We start from the raw sequence: 18,449 nt of genomic DNA on the forward strand, positions 1-18,449 counted from the left end.
GAGCTTAAACAGATTTTGTTTTATTGTCGAGCAGATTGCCTGTCATTGTAACGCAGGCATAGTGGCTACGGCAAGTTGCAAAGACATACAAGATGCAGACAAAAAATTAAAGATGCTAGGAAGCAACAGAAAAACAAGAGTTTAGGAAACATTGTGGCCTAATGACCTATTTGGGTTTAAATAAAATTACGATGCTTAGCCATTCTATCGTTTGATTGAAGTCTTTCTCATCCCTTTTATTTAATGAACGATAGGATTTTCTTCAATAACTCTATCGTTTAGCGCATGTCTTTCGTCGCGCAAAACGATGTCAGTGGCAGTGTTGTCTTTTAAATATAAGTGATGCGTGCTTAGAAAGGATGAGACTAAGCATGCTTCGTTAGATTTTATCCACGTAGGGACATAACCTATCTAGTGTGGAACTCTTTGCTTTTTATAGTTGGAAGTGGCAATTACACAAAGCCATCGCCTTTTTTTAGGCGTACTTCGTTGACGTATTTTCTAACCTTAGCCGACGAGTCTTCTTTTTTGCAGATAAGCAAGACATTGTCTTTTTCTACCACGATAAAGCCGTCGAGCCCATTTATTACGCCCAGTTTGCCTTTGGCAAGCTTGATAATATTGTTGCTACTATCTTCAAGAATAACGTCGCTATCTATCACCACATTGTCTTTTTCGCCTTTTCTCATGGTCTCGTACATGCCGTGCCATGTGCCCAAGTCGGCCCAACCGAAGTGGCATTGCATTACATACACATCGTTGGTCGATTCCAATATGCCGTGTTCGATAGACAAGTTGGGATAGAGTGGGAAGTTTTTGCGGATGAAAGCTGCTTCTTTGTGTATGTCGAATTGCGGATTTTCGGCGTCGTATTGTCTAAGGACGGGAGGCAGAAGTTCGCTGAAACGTTTGAAGGCGAACCGTGCGTTAAGGAGAAACAGGCCCGTGTTCCAGTAGAATTCGCCACTTTTCATAAACATTTGTGCAAATTCGCGGTCGGGTTTTTCTGTGAACGACTGCACGGCGAAAACATCGTTTTCCACCTCTTTGCCCATTTGTATGTAGCCATATCCGGGCTCGGGTCTCGTGGGCTTCACGCCAAGTGTGAGCATTCCGTCGGTTCTCGACACGAATTCCAAGCCTCTAATGATATCTCTTTGAAACGCGTCTTCTTTCTGAATAGCTTGGTCGGATGGTGTTACAACGATATTTGCGTCTGCACAAAGTCTAAGGATACGGTGCGAAGCCCACGCCACACTTGGAGCTGTGCTGCGGTATATTGGTTCCACCAATATGTTTTCGCTGGGCAATTCGGGCAGTTGGTTGCGCACGATGTCGGCATAAGACTCGTTTGTGCTAACAAAAATATGCGATGTATCTATTAGTTGTGCAAATCTATCGAAGGTTTGTTGCAGTTGACTTCGTCCCACTCCAAAGAAGTCGACGAATTGTTTAGGGAAGGACATTCGACTATAAGGCCAAAGGCGAAGCCCTCGACCGCCTGCCAAGATCAGGCAATAGTTGTTGTTGGTGTTCATTTTATCAGATGTGTAGTTTACGCAGACGAAAGTATAAAAAAACTTCAAGTCTGCCAAACAAACAGGGTTATTTCTTCTCAAATAATAAGAAATGGAGTAGAAAAGGGTTAGTAAGTACCAATATTTGCCACATCCTGTCCCACCCCTCTCTGTTTGGAGAAGGGTGGGGGATGTGGTTATGTAGTGTGTTAGTGTTTCGCTACCAAGTTTTTGTTTAGCCCACTTGGCTGCCTGGTTTCACTTCTTTCAACAGCGACAGCACACTAAGGTCGCCATCAAAGTTCTCTGCCGATAGAATCATGCCTTGGCTTTCGATTCCCATCAATTGTCTGGGAGCAAGGTTGGCGATAAACACCACGTCTTTTCCCACCAGTTCTTCGGGTTCGTAGAACTTAGCGATACCACTAACGATGGTTCTTGGTTTTCCGCTACCGTCGTCGATGGTGAATTTAAGCAGTTTATTAGCCTTTTTAACTTTCTCGCAAGCTAGGATATGGCCCACGCGTAGGTCAAGCTTTTCAAAGTCGGCAAAGTCTATTACGGGTTTAATCTCTTTAGCTTTATAGGCTTCTGCCTCGTTAGCTTTTTTTGTATCGGCCAGTTTTTTCAACTGATATTCGATGGCTTCGTCTTCAATTTTCTCGAACAGCAGTTCGGGTTCGCCCAGCTGATGGCCAGGTTTTAAAATTTCGGTGTTGCCCAATTCGTTCCAGTTTACTTGTGGCATGTTCAGCATATTGCGCAGTTTGGCGCTACTAAAGGGCAAAAAAGGTTCGAAGGCGATGGCCAGGTTGGCCACCAGTTGCAGCGAGATGTAGAGAATAGTTTCCACCCTTTTAGGGTCGGTTTTCCACACTTTCCAGGGTTCGCATTCGGCGATATATTTGTTACCGATGCGAGCCAGCATCATGGCTTCTTTCTGTGCGTCGCGGAATTTATAAGTGTCGAGCAAGCTTTCCACCTTCTCTTTCACATCTTTAAGTTCATCTAGTGCCAGCTTATCCACGTCGTTGAGTTCGCCGCAAGTTGGTACTTTCCCGTCGAAATATTTCTTTGTCAGCTGCAGTGCTCTGTTAACAAAGTTGCCATACACGGCCACCAGTTCGTTATTATTTCGCTCTTGGAAGTCTTTCCACGTAAAGTTGTTGTCTTTTGTTTCGGGAGCATTGGCCGTTAGCACATATCTCAGCACGTCTTGCTTACCGGGGAAATCCACAAGGTATTCGTGTAGCCACACCGCCCAGTTTTTCGAGGTCGATATTTTGTCGTCTTCCAGGTTCAGAAATTCGTTAGAAGGCACGTTTTCGGGCATCACATAGCCGCCGTGCGCTTTAAGCATCACGGGGAAAACGATGCAATGGAACACGATATTATCTTTTCCGATGAAGTGCACCAAGCGTGTTTCTGGGTCTTTCCACCACTTTTCCCACGAGTTGGGCAGTAGTTCTTTGGTGTTTGAAATGTATCCAATAGGTGCATCAAACCACACGTAAAGCACTTTTCCCTCTGCTTCTTTCACGGGCACAGGTATACCCCAATCCAAGTCGCGCGTCATTGCTCTTGGTTGCAAGTCTAGGTCAAGCCAACTCTTGCATTGTCCGTATACATTGGGTCTCCATTCTTTATGTCCTTCCAAAATCCACTCTTTCAGCCAGTCTTGGTATTTATCTAGTGGCAGGTACCAGTTTTTTGTTTTCTTCATCACAGGTTGCGACCCACTGATGGTTGAGCGTGGGTGTAGCAGTTCGGTAGGCGACAGGTCGCGTCCGCACTTTTCGCATTGGTCACCGTAAGCTCCTTCGTTGTGGCAGTGAGGGCATTCGCCCGTGATATATCTATCGGCCAGAAACTGGTGTGCTTCTTCGTCGTAGTATTGTTCGGTTTCTTTTTCCAGCAGTTTTCCATCATCGTAAAGCTTTTTAAAGAAGTTGCTGGCCATATCATGGTGTGTGGGCGAAGTCGTTCTGCTATAGATGTCGAACGAAATGCCGAAGTCTTCGAAGCTTTTTTTAATCATGGAGTGGAACCTATCCACCACGTCTTGCGGTGTAACGCCCTCTTTTCTTGCTCTGATGGTGATGGGCACGCCATGTTCGTCGCTACCACCGATAAACACCACGTCTTCTTTTTTCAGTCGTAGATATCTTGCGAAGATGTCGGCAGGCACATACACGCCAGCCAAGTGTCCGATGTGTACGCCACCGTTAGCGTAGGGCAGGGCAGCCGTTACGGTGGTTCGTTTGTATTGTTTTTGTTCCATTGTGCTGTATATAATAATGTGTATTTGCTTATTGTCTTTTGTTTTGGCATGTAGCATCATTGTTCAATGCCGTTGCAAAAGTACAAAAAAAAAGCGGCATGTGCTTGTTTCGTATGCCGAAACTTGGGTTTATTATGCCAATAGGTATTTGTTAAGTTTATACGATGATTGTTTTGTATTTTGTTGGTTGTTGGTGAAAGTTGATTGATGTGCATCAATTGTGTGTTAGTTTTGTTTACAATTGTTAGGTTAAACAAGATATATAAGTATGAAGTGGGGTAAAAAAGAGGGCAGTTTTGCGGTTAAATCGTAATTATTTTGTAACTTTGCAAGAGAGTAAAAAGGTACAACGTTAATATTTATTTAAATTAATCTTTGAAATTATGAGGATAATTAAGCAGATGTATATACGCCCAAAAGTAAGCTGCGTCAATATGGATGTTTTAGGAATGCTTTGCGGTAGCACCACGGTAACAAGCATAAGCAAAGAATCAGATAACTCTGCTGGAGCAGATACGGGTTACGGCCCATCGATTGAGCACGATGCTGGTGGCGAAGATAACGACTTGTAAAGTATAAACGCTATAAGCAATTTACTAATAAGTCTTCTAAAATCTAGTTATAAGAGAGCGTTTATACATATACAAAAAAGTCAAGTTGCCCAATCTGTAGTATTCAGTTGGTATAATCACTAACAACAAAAACGTGGCAATTTTCTATTTGTTATAGATAATATTTTTGCCCAACTCAAAAACTCTTTTCAAGGCAATGCGAATAAGTTTCGCTCCATGCCTTTAAGTTATTGCCGAATAGTTCGGTTTAATTATGGCCAGTAGGCTAATAAAGTCGCGCCAACAACAGTATAACAGTTGTTGGCGCGATGTTTTTTATGTGCGTGTTGTTGTTTGTGACGGTTTTAGTAGTAGCCGAGTTGAAACGCAAAACATGCGTGGAGAGAAAGATTTGCGCGTTGTTGTATTGGGATTTGTTTACTTTTTGCGTTCAAGGTAAAGGTTAGCTTTCTGTTTGTTGTTTTGTTTTGGGCTTATGGTTTGCTGTTATTGTGGTATTAATATTTTTCGATAGAAGTTTGCATGATGTTTTTATTGTGATGCTAGCGTTGTTTGATGATTTTTGCATTGCGCTCTTTTGAGCTTACCTATTTGTTAAGCTAAAGTTTCTTTGTGGGATAAAACAATAAGGGAGAGATTGTTTAGCAATCTCTCCCTTATGTTAGGTGTTATTGAAAGCGGATGAAAGCGCGAGTAGCTCCAGAATTTGTGTTTTTGGTAGCAACTTCTTTCTTCAATTGATCAGGACGAAGTACAATCGTGTGCGCTAAACCATGACAGTCAGCTGTCCAGAAGAAGCCACTTAGTGGGTCGCCTCCTGCTTGTTCAAATAGTATTCGTACTAAGTTGTAGTTTAGAGGGTTCGTGTACTTTAAGTCCTTCTTATCTTTAGAGTTAATTAACGACTCAACCCCAAAAGTGTTAAGTGCCAATTCCCATTCGCCTAAGCCTCCTAAAAACCATTTCTCATTTTGAATTTTTCCTGTTAGCTTTGTTCCGGGGTTGTATGTAGCCGCGTACTTGAATGTTGGGAAATACTCGCTCTCACCCTTTATTATACTGGTATTACTGGTGAAGAGTGGATTATAGGTATTGTCCCATCCGTTATACTGTTTAATGGCTGTATTAACTTGATTTGCAGAAACCTTGTTTTTGTTATCGTATCTAGTGCTCCATTTGCTGCCTCCACTAGCATCTTTCAACGCTATTGCATACGTATAAGGATGTCCTGCTGGTTTTCCCACAACCAATGCGATAGGTGTGCGTGTACCTTTTTTACCCATAGTGCCAGTGGTTCCGTCGCTAAACAGGTAGGTGGCAGTGTAATAAACGGTTACGGCTACGATATAGCTTTGTCCTTCTTTCAGGTTACCATCTATCTTATTGGTGATAGTCAGTGTTTTGTCTTTAATGGCTTTGTTGTAAATAGTACCAGAAGAATGAGTGCTAAACTTAAATTTCATGTTAGTTACATCTGTGCCAGGCAACATGTATTGTGCCGTTTGGCTTTGGATGTACGATTTTACGGGTGTACCTTCTGTTTGGTTACCCGTGAAGTTGCCAAAGGCAAGCTCGCCTGCAGCGGTGTTGTTTTCTACCGTTTTGGCGCCAGTGGTGGGGTCGATGGTGCAAGTGGTGGGAATGGCGTTTGCTCCAAAGGTGAAACTTCCAGTCGTAGGTCCATTAAATGCAGCCCCAGAGAAAGCCTTAATTTTGAAGAATACTTGTGCAAAGAATGGTTTAAGCACAAATTGAACTTTCGATTTGCCCTTAGCTTCATTGATTGTAGATGTGCCAGAGAAGTAAAGCGCCTTTTGTTTGTCGCTGCCATTTCTTGCAACAATCTTGCCATTCTCAAGTGTAAGGTGTTCGCTAAATACATAGAATGTGTATTCGCCTTTAGCCAAAAATTGTTCGGCCTTAGTTCCTTCTATAGCTTCGTAGCTCGAGCCATTGTATTTAAGCACCCATTTAGCTTTTTGTTCGCCGTTTTGATAAGCCAGTACGGTGTACTTACCAGCAGGAGCTTTGATGATAGCGCGAGTAGTAGCTTTTGTTTGGGGTGTTTCAACCACCTCAACCAGTGCTTCCAGTCCATTGCCTAGGTCTTCTGCACCCGATGCAATTACGTTACCCTGGTTGTTTGTATTAGCTGCACGCGTTGCATTTTCTGATGTGGGGTTGCCAGCAATGTAGTTGGCGTGTTCGCTTGAGGTAACAAAATCGAATGTAACGTTTCCTCCATCACCAGTGTTACTTACTGTCTCGTTGTCTTCAGTTGCGGGAATAGTGTTGTTGGCGCATCCTGAGAATAGTGCCACTGTCAGCATAAAAAGAAGCGACAGCGTTCCAAATGATGTCTTTTTTGTGTTCATTTTCTTGATTTTTTTGGGCAACTTGTTCACGCAAGAATACGCCCTTTACTTTTAACTCGTTTTATTTTGTGTGCAAAGTTACGATATTTTTTGTGAAAAATACTGTAATTTGATAATAAATATAATGTTATTGATGCAGAATAAGTAGGTTTCTCGTGCAAAACCTTTCAAAATGTAAGATAAAAAGATATAGTATTTTCTTTAGTTTGCTAAGTAAAAACATATTCTGTCTTGCAGGGTGTAATAAAAAGAGGTGTTGTTTAGGTTGTTTTATATTTCCAAATTATTTGTCGTTTCAGGTGAATTTCATGTTAGATTGTTGGTTGAAGCATGCAGTTGCTGTGCTTTTTCTACACCTTATAATATAAAGCCACATATAGAGTTAGGTGTTTTAGGGCGTAAAATGTACGCGATATCTTTTCTCAAGTTTGATATTTAAAATTATTAAATTCCCGCGTGAGTGGCATTAACCCAAATCTCGGTCATTAGCGCCTTAAAAGATTTTGTTTTATTGTCGAGCAGAGTGGCTGTCTTTGTAGTGCAGGTGTAGTGGGCTATGTCAAGTTGCAAAGACAAACAAGACACCGACAAAAAAATACAAGATGTTAGGAAACAACACAAAAACAAAAGTTCTAGAAACATTGTTGTCTAATAATCGATTGGGGTTTAAGTTGCTCGTAATTTCGGGTTGCGTTGTTTTTTGCCTGTTGTTTAACAAGTTCTGCCCAAATATTTTGGGTGTTCGGTGCTATTGTCTTAATTTTGTAACACTGCAAAAGGTTCGCCCCTCGCCAGTAAAAACAAACCCCAATATACACCTAAACCCAAACCCTTGCAACATGGATAACAAGATACCCCAAGAGTGGAACGACATCCTGCTTAAGGATGTAACCTTCATCGACTTGATGAAGCACCGCATTTACAACGTGCTTATCGTGGCCAACCCTTATGATGCCTTTATGCTCGAAGACGATGGCCGCATTGATGAAAAGATTTATAACGAATATGTGGAACTGGGGTTGCGCTATCCGCCCACCTTTCGCCAGGTTAGCACCATCGAAGAGGCCGAAGAGGTGATGCAGAGCGTTAGTGTCGACCTTGTTATCTGTATGCCAGGCAATGCCGATAACGATGCCTTTGCGGTGGCTCATGCCGTGAAAGAGCGCTTCCCGCTAGTGCCTTGTGTGGTGCTCACACCCTTTTCGCACGGCATTACGCACCGTATGCAAAACGAAGACCTCAGTATCTTCGATTATGTTTTTTGCTGGTTGGGCAACACCAACCTTATTCTCTCTATCATCAAACTAATCGAAGACAAGATGAATGTTGACCACGATATCGAAGAGGCGGGCGTGCAAACCATTCTTCTTGTTGAAGATAGCATCCGTTTTTATTCGTCTATCCTGCCTAATCTTTACAGTTATATCTTGATTCAGAGCAAACGTATATCCACCGAAGCACTCAACCGCCATGCTGCTGCATTGCGAATGAGGGGCCGACCCAAGGTGGTGCTCGCCCGAACCTACGAAGAGGCTTTGGCTTATTACGAAAAATACCCTAATAATATATTGGGTGTTATCAGTGATGTGCGATTTCCCAAAGATGGTGTTAAAGACCCCGAGGCCGGGCTTAAGCTGCTGCGCGAGATAAGAAAACGCGACGAGTACGTGCCGCTGATAATGGAAAGTTCTGAGTCGCACAATCGAGAGAAAGCCGAAAAAGAAGGCTTTCGCTTTGTTGATAAGAACTCTAAGAAGATGAGTCTCGACCTTCGTCACCTCATGGAAGAGCACATGGGCTTCGGTGATTTTATTTTTCGCGACCCCAAAACGCGACAAGAGGTGGCCCGTATTAGTTCGCTTAAAGAGCTACAAGATAATATTTTCAATATTCCCTACGATTCGATGCTGTTTCACATCAGTCGAAATCACGTTAGTCGTTGGCTTTCTGCTCGTGGCATCTTCCCCGTTTCGGCTTTCCTTAAGGGTGTTACGTGGCACAAATTAAAGGATGTTGATGCTCACCGACAAATTATTTTCGAAGCCATTGTGCGCTATCGCAACATGAAAAACCTGGGCGTTGTGGCCGTGTTCGACCGTATGAAGTTCGACCGTTATGCTCACTTTGCGCGCATTGGCGATGGCTCGCTGGGTGGAAAAGGGCGCGGACTGGCTTTTCTCGACAATGTTATCAAGCGCCATCCCGAATTTAATAGCTTTGCTGGCGTAAAGGTTCATATCCCCAAAACTGTAGTGCTTTGCACCGACTTCTTCGACCAGTTTATGGAACAAAACAACCTTTATCAGGTGGCTTTAAGCGATGCCAGCGATGCCGAAATACTTCAGCACTTCCTTGCAGCGCAATTGCCCGACAGTTTGAAAGCCGACTTTACCACTTTTTTCCAGGCCACACGTTGCCCCATTGCCGTTCGTTCTAGTTCGTTGCTCGAGGATGCCCACTATCAACCCTTTGCTGGAATATACAGCACCTACATGATTCCCTATATAGACGATGGCGAAACCATGTTGCAAATGCTCGAAGCGGCCATCAAAGGTGTGTATGCCTCGGTGTTTTATAAAGACTCTAAGGCCTATATGTCGGCCACGAGTAATGTTATCGACCAAGAGAAAATGGCCGTTATCTTGCAAGCTGTGGTGGGCAACGACCATGGCGGGCACTATTATCCCAATGTGAGCGGTGTGCTTCGCTCAATAAATTATTATCCCGTGGGCAACGAAAAGGCCGAAGAGGGCATTGCCAATTTGGCCTTAGGCTTAGGCAAATATATTGTTGATGGTGGACAAACTCTTCGCGTTAGTCCGTATCACCCCAACCAAGTGCTTCAAACCAGCGAACTAAAAACGGCCTTGCGCGACACCCAAACCCATTTTTATGCCCTCGACACCGCCCATCCTGCCACCGACTTTGCCGTCGACGATGGGTTTAATATTTTGAAATTGGGATTGAAAGAGGCCGAGCAAGACAATGCTTTGCACTATATTGCTGCCACCTACGATGCCAACGATGGCATTATTCGCGAAGCTATTTATCCCGAAGGGCGCAAGGTTATCACCTTTGGGGGCGTGCTCAAACACGATGCTTTCCCGCTTCCGCAAATTATGCAGATGGCCATGCGCTATGGCGAAGAGGCCATGAAGCGACCCGTGGAGATAGAATTTGCGTGCAACATCAATGCCGACCGCACTGGCGAATTTAATCTCTTGCAAATTCGCCCCATCGTAGACTCGAAACAAATGCTCGACGAGGATGTGGCTGCCATTGCCGATGAACAATGCTTGTTGCGTTCGCACAACTCGTTGGGCCATGGTGTTAGCGACGATGTCACTGATGTGGTGTATGTAAAATACGATGATCATTTCTCGGCTGCCCATAATTATAGTGTGGCACAAGAGGTAGAAAGCATCAATAACAAGTTTCTTGGCACCGACCGCAATTACATTCTTATCGGTCCTGGGCGCTGGGGTTCGAGCGATTTCTGGTTGGGTGTGCCCGTTAAGTGGCCACATATCAGTGCAGCGCGCATCATTGTAGAGGTGGCATTGAAGAATTATCGCGTAGACCCCAGTCAGGGAACGCACTTTTTTCAAAACCTAACAAGCTTTGGAGTGGGTTATTTCACCATCGACACCAATGTACCCGATGGCCTGCTTCGCAAAGAGGTGCTAGATGCCTTGCCCGCAGTAGAAGAAACCGAACATGTGCGCCACGTGCGTTTTCCCCGTGCGCTGCGCATCTTGATGGATGGTATGAAGGGCGAAGGTGTTGTGCTTATGAATTAGTGGCAAATCACCACTTGGGTATCGTTAGGGCGTTGCAGAGCGTGCAACGCCATGACGCTTGCTCGTGGCTTTTGTTTTCACAATTCAAAAAATAATCTTACCTTTGCATCGTTTCAAAGATAAAGGCGAGTTCTAAAAAACGGTTCTTGTAGCTGTTTTGCTTTCGTTAAAGTGGGCGAAAGGGGCGCATTGCTCTTGCGCAGCGCACAAAAACAACGCCCATACGTGGCGCAATGCTTTTTGGGGAAACCGCCAAAGCCAACACAGAAGTTGGCGTCCAGTAGCGAACAATTCACATCAACGTTAAACGTAAACTCCTATTTTAAAGGGTTTTTAATGGCTAAACAGTTTTTTGTAATCTTCGGTTGCCTTGCACTTGGCGAGGTTATTGTTTGGGCCACAGGCATCAAACTACCATCGAGCATCATTGGCATGTTGTTGCTCACATTTTTTCTTAAAACCAAGATTGTTAAGCTTGAGTGGGTAGAAAAGCTTTCCCAATTCTTGCTGGCAAACCTCGGTTTCTTCTTCGTGCCACCAGGCGTTGCCATTATGCTTTATCTCGACGTTATTCAAAAAGAATTGTGGCCTATAGTCATGGCCACCGTGCTAAGCACCATTCTTGTGTTAGTGGTTACGGGCCATATGCACCAGTTTGTGGTTAAAGCCGAACGTAAAATCATGGCGATGAACCTGCGCAAAAAACAAAAGACAAAAGAAAACAGCAACGCCGAATGTGTTTCAGAAGAAAACGAAATACAGGTTTAAACAAATGATAAAATGGCCTGTTATAGATGATCTTTAGGTTTTCCCCTCGCTATTTTACTGGCGTTAAGGCATATTGATGCAGCGCGCTATACTTTAAGTTATCACTTTTACCCCTCTCCTTGTAAACAATGCAACAGCTTTTTTCCAACCAATATATTATTTTGGCACTCACTTTTGCCGTGTTTTATTATTTCCGCCGACTGCAATATCGCACAGGCTGGATATTGCTCAACCCCATTCTCATAGCCATCGTGCTGCTGATAGCCTATTTAAAAATAACGGGTGTGTCGTTCGAAAAGTTTGAAGAGAGCGGCAGCCTAATCGACTTTTGGCTCAAACCCGCCGTTGTGGCCCTAGGTGTACCGCTTTATTTGCAGTTCGAAGCCATCAAAAAGCTATGGCTTCCCATTGTGCTTTCGCAATTGGTGGGCTGCTTGGTGGGTATTGTTAGCGTGGTGTTGATAGCCAAATTGTTTAATGCATCAGATGTGGTTATCATCTCTATGGCGTCCAAGTCGGTAACAACGCCCATTGCCATGGAGGTTACACAGGCCCTAGGGGGTATTCCTTCGCTCACGGCTGCAGTGGTGGTGATAACCGGAATACTTGGAGCAATACTAGGATTTAAAACCTTAGCCATGGGGCATGTCAACAGTCCTATCGCTCGCGGCTTATCAATGGGCACGGCTTCGCATGCCGTTGGTGCTTCCACGGCCATGGGTATTAGCAACAAATACGGCGCTTTTGCCAGTTTGGGTATCACCCTCAACGGCATTTTCACGGCCTTACTCACGCCCACCATCTTGCGTTTGCTGGGTTTTATCTAAATGTTTAGCTCCAGGGTAAAGGCTGGGGACTGTTGCTTGGCGCGTTTTATGTTCATACTCATCTAATAACCCCGGCATCAGTATCTGTGTTGTTTATTTGTTTTTGTAGATTGCGAGTCTTTCCAATTCTGAAATTGTAGCTGAATTCAATCGTTACCAAGTTGTTATTGTATTTTTGGTATTTATATGTTTGTCCTTGTATAGCTTTACTGTTGATTTCAATGGTGTTAACAGTATTCATAAAAGGATTGTTGTAATATTACCCTAGGGACTGCATTTTATAAAGAAGCTGGAACAAAAGTTCAGGAATGCTATCCAAATAAACAAAAGATGATAGATAAAATCTATGAACTTGGACGGTATAATGTATCCCATCATTGTGGAACACCTGAAACACTAAAAAAATAAATGTTATTGATATGTCCTGGCAGAGAGTTCCCGTGGATAAACGAAGAGTATTTCATAATGCGCAGTTGAAGCGAGTGAACATATTATTAGATCAATTTAATTCTAAAGATCCTGCATTTCATATAGAAATCAAACAGTACTAATTATAGCTTTAAAAATTGATAGTCTCTTTTGAAAAGAGAAGATCAATTATGCTATTTTTTAATAATTGCGTTATATATAATATATAAAGTATTCAAGTATGAAAAAAAAATGTTTTATTTCAATAGCAGCTTTTATTATGCTGTCTTGCATGGCCTCTTCGCCTCAACAGAGTCTGCAGTCCCGATTATTTGGTTTTTGGGCGCCAAGTGGTGATGAGGTTACTGTGTTAAAAATCGATAAGGATAGTTTGTATTATGTAGATGAATATCCTATTGTGGCAATACCTTATCAGTTTGCAGGCGATAGTATGACTATAGACGCTGACGGAACAACTATCGTACAACATATTTCATTTCGCAAGGATACGCTCGTTATGAAAAATCAGTGGGGCGACGTTAGTCGTTTTGTACCTGTTAAGGGAGGACTAAATATTTGCAAGAATTATAATGTAAAGGTACAAAAAACGGCAGATATAAGCAAATAATTTATTGTATAATATACTATGAATCAGAGAAATATTAGGTTTGTAAGGGAGGACTAATTATTTATTTGATTTTTTCATCGAAGGGTATCTTTTATTTTTTTCTTATAAATACAAAAAATGAGATAACGACAAAGAATAGCACATAGGCTATGTTTACGTATTCGCCTTTCGAAAAGTTTATTATTCCGCTATAAATACAATAGTTTAATCTCCACACTGTACTATAGGGTATAAGGTAGATATAATCTTTATTTTGAGCAATAATACCAAAAATCGTCATGAGACTAGCAAACCCAATAGGTAAAACAAAACTCTTAAAAATCAAACTAAGAGAATATTGTATAAATGAAACAGCAGAAAGTGCTATAAACAAATACAAGAAATATGAAACCATTAGGATATTATCATTATAACTGGAGAATTTATATCCAGGTAATAACTTATCCAGAGCAAAACCAGACAGGAGGAAAGTAAGATAACCTATAAGGGAAGAAATAAAGATAATCTCTAAAAGGAAGACAATTTTGCTCGAATAAACTGTCACCTTGCTCATAGGTCTTGTAAAAAGAAGTCTAAATCCATAATTCTTATATTCTACATCGCATAAAGAATAACTCAAAACGGCAGCAAGAATTGGATAAAGCAGAGCATAGAATTCAAAGATGTATCTACCCAATAACCATACCCAAGGATTATAATCAAAAGTTATTGCCGGATTATTGACAGCATCAGCATGTTTAAACAGGATATATACATCAATACATAAAGTAATGATAAAAGGAAATAACAAGAAGAGCCAAATGGCAATGTTAAATCTTAATTTATAGTGTTCGCTTTTAAGAATGGTAAAGAATGATACTGGTTTCATAAGTCGGATTTTATTAGATGAAGGAATACAGACTCCAATTTTTCTTGGCATTTATCTGCAAATATAATTTGAATGTTGTTTTGTTGCATTAAATTTCTAAAACTGTCAAAAGATCCATCTTGTTCTATTTCTATTATAAACGTTCTGTCAGAAATTCTATTTACGGGTATCAAGTGCTCTTTGCATATCTCCATGCCTCGTTCCGGCTGGTCTGTATATATTAAATATGAAAGCTTTTTCTGATTGAGTAGACTGTTAATTTCTCCTTGAAACAATAATCTTTTGTTATTTAATACTCCGATATGTGTGCATATTTTCTCCTGTTCAGCTAAGATATGTCCTGATATGAAAATCGTTTTTCCTTCGCTTTGAAGTTTGAGCATTAGCTCCCTCATTTCATAAACACCTTGCGGATCTAGTCCATTGAGTGGTTCGTCAAGAATGAGTAATTTAGGATTATGAAACATTGCCATCGCAATTCCCAAGCGTTGTTTCATTCCTGTAGAATATTTTCTAACTTTTTTGTCTTTATCTTTAGTCAAATTCACAAGTTCTAAAACCTCTTTAATGCGCTTTTGTCCACAATGATATAGCATATCCAGATAGTTTAGATTCTCATAGGCACTCAAATCTGCATAGAAAAATGGTTGTTCTACCAGGCATCCTATATTTTGAAGGATATACGATCTGTTAGAATGAAATTCTTTTTGATTGAAGAATACCGTGTTTTTTGGGGTTTGCTCCAATCCTAAAAGTATCTTTATCGTAGTAGATTTACCCTCCCCATTCTTGCCTAAGTATCCATAAATGGAACCCTCTGGAATCTTCAAGTTAATGTCTTCTAATACAGAATGATTTCTGTAGTTAAAAGTGAGATGGTTGGTTTCTAGTATATTCATAATCAACACTATCTTTTAAAAATATCGTATTTAAATGATTTTATGTAATTCAGTAGCTCTTATTTGAGCTATTTGATATTCTAAATAATTCATTGGAAAATATATGGTGAAATGTTTTTGGGCGGAAAGAACTATTCTCTTTTCTCGGATGACATAGATGGAATAAAGGAGCATCAAACCTATATACATTATTTCCAAGGTTTGTGAATCTATTATAGCAGTCATAATATTCATTCCCCCATCCATAATGTCTTTCATTTTTCATGTTCATATCAATATATTTTTCCTATTTACAAATACGTCACCTCCATATATTGGCTGATTGCAAAGAAAATAAAGCATATTATTTTTTTTATAGAGGACCTTGATGTCTTTAGTGTTTAAATAATATCTCCGCAAAATAGCTGATGTTTGATAAACAATTCCATTATAAGGATATGCGATGTCTGCCTGACTTGAACGGAGAGCATTGACGGTATCCCTATTTCTTCCCTCCCACATTCATCTTATAAATAGCATGTAGCATGATGTAGTGGGGGATAGTGTTGTGGCGTATCTCGCTCTTTCCTTGGCCGTTCACTTGATAATCTACGCTTTTAAGTTGATGGAAAAGGTCGAACGCTTCGAGTTTCACGGCAAATCTCCCTTTCATGAAGCTTTGAGTAATGTACGCATTGCACATCAAGTTGTTGGTATTAATCTGCTCATCGGCATAGCCTCTGCGGCTAAACATCTTGAGGTCCATTCCCATTTCCAATCCCGTTTTCATGCTATACGAACCGATGAAGCCATATTCGTAGTCGTAGGTGTTGAAGGGTGTAAAGCCCTTACGGGTACTATTGACGTTTCGCCATGAGAGCTGTCCCATCAAACTCAAGCTTAAGGTTTCTTTTTGGTACTTAAGCTCCAGGTGTTGTCGGGTAGTGTGGTTATTCACTTTGCTCAATACGCTACTCGTTTGTCCTGCAACTCCCGTCAAGTCTACATTGTGGTCGTAGTTATATTCTGTTTCGGTGAATAAGTTGAAGTATTTCATGCTATCCAACGGAACATTATAATAAATTTCGCTATGTGCTGACCAGTTGCCGTTTACGTTCTCGGGTTTATAAGTATATACACCCGTTTGTGGGTCGTAGATGAACCCGTTTGCCACGGCATTGTGCGTTTCTTGAATACCGAAGTAGATGGAAGGTAAATTGTATCGTCTATTATGCTTATCGCTAAATCTTATTCCCAATGAACTCTGTCTGCCATTTTTTAAGTTCGGATTTCCCAATGAGATGGCTAAAGGGTTGGAGTTGTCGCGGCGATCAATCAACGAATACATATCGGGAGTAGTGGTTGTCGAATTACCCCACGCCATAAATTCATATTCATTATGAACCAATTGACCTGAAAAGTTTATTTGTTTGATCCAATTACTCTGAGAGATGGCTTTTGTTATCGGTTCACTTCTATAATCCAATTGTTCTTTTTTATAGCTTAGAGGCGTAAATACGCCAAATGTAAAGGACCCTTTTCCTTTTCTTTTCATATAATGTACACCCAGTACTCCCATATGTTGTTTACTCATATAGTAGCCTGTATAACTATTATTGAGGTCTAACGAACGTAAGAGGGAATCCCGCAAAGAAGGCAAACTTCCAATACTATGGTCTTCATTTTGCCACTCTTGCAAGCGGTCTAATCGATATTTATTGTTGTTTCGATAATTGCCAGCTTGCCTGTATTCATACCCGGTGATGATGTTAAAGCCTGAGGGGAGAACAAATATGTACTGAGGATTAAAAGTATATGAATAGGTATAAGAAGGTGATTCGTCATATCTATTGCGATAATCTTTCTTTCCCGCCTCCTGGAGGTAGTCTAATTGGTATTTGCTGAAGTTATAATTCTTGATGTTTTCGTATGTGCTTTTGACTTGAACTCCTATTCTGTCACCCGATTTTAAAGGCTTTCCCAAGTATATATCCAATGCTGAACTGAGTGTATGACCATTGCCGAGTGTTTGAGATAATTGCCTATTTATGCCTTTATAGGTGGAGAGTTGTGGAAGGCGAAGCGTAAAAGCAGAGTCAAGGATAGCTTCTGTTGATCCTAAACTCTTGGGGGCAGTCTGGAAAGAGGCAGACTTGTCTGTACTTAAGTTATCAAACTTGTTATAATTCAACCACAGCATAGCCATAAGTTGGTATGACTTATTGACACGAAACTGATCATGTAGCTCATAAATAGTATTCTTGGTGGTACTATTGTTAATGCGTCGTGTAAAGTTGTTGTTAGCGGTACCCAAGAAAGATTCAGCTGCCGTGTGTGTGATATTATGGGTGCTGAGCCATGAAACACTTGTCGATAGACTATTATTTACCGTGTTCTTCTCGTTACTGTTGGCAAAGTTTAGACCGATGGTCTTTCGGGTTACTTGTCCTTTTGGCAACTTGGTAGGATCCCAGTCGCCCTTCTCGCCTGGCTTTCGGTCTTCGTTTACGTTGTTGATATTGGCAAAGGTAGAGACTTGTATGCGTGGTGTAAAATACAAGCCGAACAACTTGAGGGCGTATCTACTATTGGTTCCACCCGCAATGTCGGCATTACCGATGAAGTTTTTTTCGTATTGTTTCTTCAGTTGAATATCCATCACGTAGTCTTTTTTCTCTACGTCAATGCCCATAGCTTGGCTCTTTTCGGTGCTCTTTTCAAACACTTTGAGGTCTTTAACGGTGTAATTGGGTAGGTTTTCGATGAGTTGTTTGTTGTTACCCTTGAAGAAATCTTTTCCGTTGAGTGTGAGGTAATCGAGTTTACGGCCATTAATGAATATCTCACCATTGCTGTTCATCGTTGCTCCAGGCAGTTGTCGAATGAGCGCATCTAGCATACTACCTTCGGGAAGGTTGAAGGCCTCGGCATTAAAGACAATGGTGTCGCCTTTGTTAACCATTTTGATTTTGGTACTCTTCACCACTACTTCGCCCAAGTTATGTTCTACATCTTCCATTCGTTTTCGTTTCAGGGTAAGGTCTTTCAAGTCAATCACCGTTGCACGAGTCTTGAAGCTAATCTCATGATTGTAGTAAGTGGTTTCGTATTTGGGATTTTCCACCTTGATGATATATTTGCCTTCGGAAACCTTGGGTGTCATAAAGAAATAGGCTTCTGGGTGAATGGCATTCTTGTTCCATGCCTGTGTGGAACAAGTATCAACCACCGTACTATCCAAAGTCATCAATGTTATCTTGCTATCGACGATGGCAAGGTTTGTAAAACTGTCTACCACACGCCCGTACATTTTCATGTCTCGCGTCTTTTTAGAGGTAGATGAAGGCTGTTGCGCAAATGATTTCTGAGGCAAAGCCAGCATCATGCATAATAATATTCCCAAAAGTTGTTTCATTATTATATAGGTATTTTCTATGTCAATCATGAATAGATAATTGCAAAGTTATCAATAATATGCTTATAAGACGCATTTTTTTTAACTTTAAAAATATTTCTTGTTATTTTTC

General features: G+C 41.3%; 12 protein-coding genes. 5 read left to right on the plus strand and 7 right to left on the minus strand.

Features of this window, described 5'->3' with window-relative positions:
• Window positions 1-452: 452 nt before the first annotated feature.
• Window positions 453-1,538, minus strand: a complete 1,086-nt coding sequence (locus QME03_RS06730) for a mannose-1-phosphate guanylyltransferase (RefSeq protein WP_110370517.1) — start codon at window positions 1,536-1,538, stop codon at window positions 453-455.
• Between the two features lie 214 nt (window positions 1,539-1,752).
• On the minus strand, window positions 1,753-3,798 hold the full coding sequence (gene metG, locus QME03_RS06735; RefSeq protein ID WP_281723863.1) for a methionine--tRNA ligase: 2,046 nt from the start codon (window positions 3,796-3,798) through the stop codon (window positions 1,753-1,755).
• A 383-nt stretch (window positions 3,799-4,181) separates the two neighbouring features.
• Between metG and QME03_RS06740 the strand changes: the two genes are divergently transcribed.
• Window positions 4,182-4,370 (plus strand): hypothetical protein, encoded by a 189-nt coding sequence (locus tag QME03_RS06740; protein WP_146210649.1) that lies wholly within the window; start codon window positions 4,182-4,184, stop codon window positions 4,368-4,370.
• Window positions 4,371-5,038: 668 nt separating this feature from the next.
• On the opposite strand, the gene QME03_RS06745 is transcribed toward QME03_RS06740, so the two are convergent.
• Complete coding sequence (locus QME03_RS06745) at window positions 5,039-6,745, minus strand: hypothetical protein (RefSeq protein WP_281723864.1); 1,707 nt, start codon at window positions 6,743-6,745, stop codon at window positions 5,039-5,041.
• Between the two features lie 839 nt (window positions 6,746-7,584).
• Between QME03_RS06745 and QME03_RS06750 the strand changes: the two genes are divergently transcribed.
• The 4 genes from QME03_RS06750 to QME03_RS06765 all read left to right on the plus strand — a co-directional run bounded on the left by QME03_RS06750 (window position 7,585) and on the right by QME03_RS06765 (window position 13,176).
• Window positions 7,585-10,545 (plus strand): PEP/pyruvate-binding domain-containing protein, encoded by a 2,961-nt coding sequence (locus QME03_RS06750; RefSeq protein ID WP_281723865.1) that lies wholly within the window; start codon window positions 7,585-7,587, stop codon window positions 10,543-10,545.
• Window positions 10,546-10,881: 336 nt separating this feature from the next.
• A complete protein-coding gene (locus tag QME03_RS06755; RefSeq protein ID WP_281723866.1) occupies window positions 10,882-11,313 on the plus strand; it encodes a CidA/LrgA family protein in 432 nt (143 codons plus the stop codon).
• Between the two features lie 128 nt (window positions 11,314-11,441).
• Window positions 11,442-12,140 (plus strand): LrgB family protein, encoded by a 699-nt coding sequence (locus QME03_RS06760; RefSeq protein WP_025817411.1) that lies wholly within the window; start codon window positions 11,442-11,444, stop codon window positions 12,138-12,140.
• Between the two features lie 649 nt (window positions 12,141-12,789).
• The gene (locus tag QME03_RS06765) at window positions 12,790-13,176 is read left to right on the plus strand and encodes a hypothetical protein (protein WP_281723867.1); all 387 of its coding nucleotides are present in this window, start codon (window positions 12,790-12,792) and stop codon (window positions 13,174-13,176) included.
• Between the two features lie 91 nt (window positions 13,177-13,267).
• Here the strand turns inward: QME03_RS06765 and QME03_RS06770 are convergent, their stop codons facing one another.
• The 4 genes from QME03_RS06770 to QME03_RS06785 all read right to left on the minus strand — a co-directional run bounded on the left by QME03_RS06770 (window position 13,268) and on the right by QME03_RS06785 (window position 18,337).
• Window positions 13,268-14,044, minus strand: coding sequence for an ABC transporter permease (locus QME03_RS06770; RefSeq protein WP_281723868.1), 777 nt, complete (start codon window positions 14,042-14,044; stop codon window positions 13,268-13,270).
• A complete protein-coding gene (locus QME03_RS06775) occupies window positions 14,041-14,943 on the minus strand; it encodes an ATP-binding cassette domain-containing protein (RefSeq protein ID WP_025817414.1) in 903 nt (300 codons plus the stop codon). Before QME03_RS06775 ends, QME03_RS06770 begins: the two co-directional genes overlap by 4 nt.
• Window positions 14,944-14,973: 30 nt before the next feature.
• The gene (locus tag QME03_RS06780; protein ID WP_025817416.1) at window positions 14,974-15,201 is read right to left on the minus strand and encodes a hypothetical protein; all 228 of its coding nucleotides are present in this window, start codon (window positions 15,199-15,201) and stop codon (window positions 14,974-14,976) included.
• A 223-nt stretch (window positions 15,202-15,424) separates the two neighbouring features.
• Window positions 15,425-18,337 (minus strand): hypothetical protein, encoded by a 2,913-nt coding sequence (locus QME03_RS06785; protein ID WP_281723869.1) that lies wholly within the window; start codon window positions 18,335-18,337, stop codon window positions 15,425-15,427.
• Between the last annotated feature and the right edge of the window lie 112 nt (window positions 18,338-18,449).

This window comes from Hoylesella shahii (assembly GCF_937990675.1).
Lineage (GTDB): Bacteria > Bacteroidota > Bacteroidia > Bacteroidales > Bacteroidaceae > Prevotella > Prevotella shahii.

Excerpts from the sequence above, each read along its gene's own strand:
- QME03_RS06770 (WP_281723868.1), bottom strand. The coding sequence starts at position 14,044 with ATGAAACCAGTATCATTCTTTACCATTCTTAAAAGCGAACACTATAAA.
- QME03_RS06740 (WP_146210649.1), top strand. The coding sequence starts at position 4,182 with ATGAGGATAATTAAGCAGATGTATATACGCCCAAAAGTAAGCTGCGTC.
- QME03_RS06780 (WP_025817416.1), bottom strand. The coding sequence starts at position 15,201 with ATGAAAGACATTATGGATGGGGGAATGAATATTATGACTGCTATAATA.
- QME03_RS06785 (WP_281723869.1), bottom strand. The coding sequence starts at position 18,337 with ATGAAACAACTTTTGGGAATATTATTATGCATGATGCTGGCTTTGCCT.
- QME03_RS06765 (WP_281723867.1), top strand. The coding sequence starts at position 12,790 with ATGAAAAAAAAATGTTTTATTTCAATAGCAGCTTTTATTATGCTGTCT.
- QME03_RS06775 (WP_025817414.1), bottom strand. The coding sequence starts at position 14,943 with ATGAATATACTAGAAACCAACCATCTCACTTTTAACTACAGAAATCAT.
- QME03_RS06750 (WP_281723865.1), top strand. The coding sequence starts at position 7,585 with ATGGATAACAAGATACCCCAAGAGTGGAACGACATCCTGCTTAAGGAT.
- QME03_RS06745 (WP_281723864.1), bottom strand. The coding sequence starts at position 6,745 with ATGAACACAAAAAAGACATCATTTGGAACGCTGTCGCTTCTTTTTATG.
- QME03_RS06760 (WP_025817411.1), top strand. The coding sequence starts at position 11,442 with ATGCAACAGCTTTTTTCCAACCAATATATTATTTTGGCACTCACTTTT.
- QME03_RS06755 (WP_281723866.1), top strand. The coding sequence starts at position 10,882 with ATGGCTAAACAGTTTTTTGTAATCTTCGGTTGCCTTGCACTTGGCGAG.
- metG (WP_281723863.1), bottom strand. The coding sequence starts at position 3,798 with ATGGAACAAAAACAATACAAACGAACCACCGTAACGGCTGCCCTGCCC.
- QME03_RS06730 (WP_110370517.1), bottom strand. The coding sequence starts at position 1,538 with ATGAACACCAACAACAACTATTGCCTGATCTTGGCAGGCGGTCGAGGG.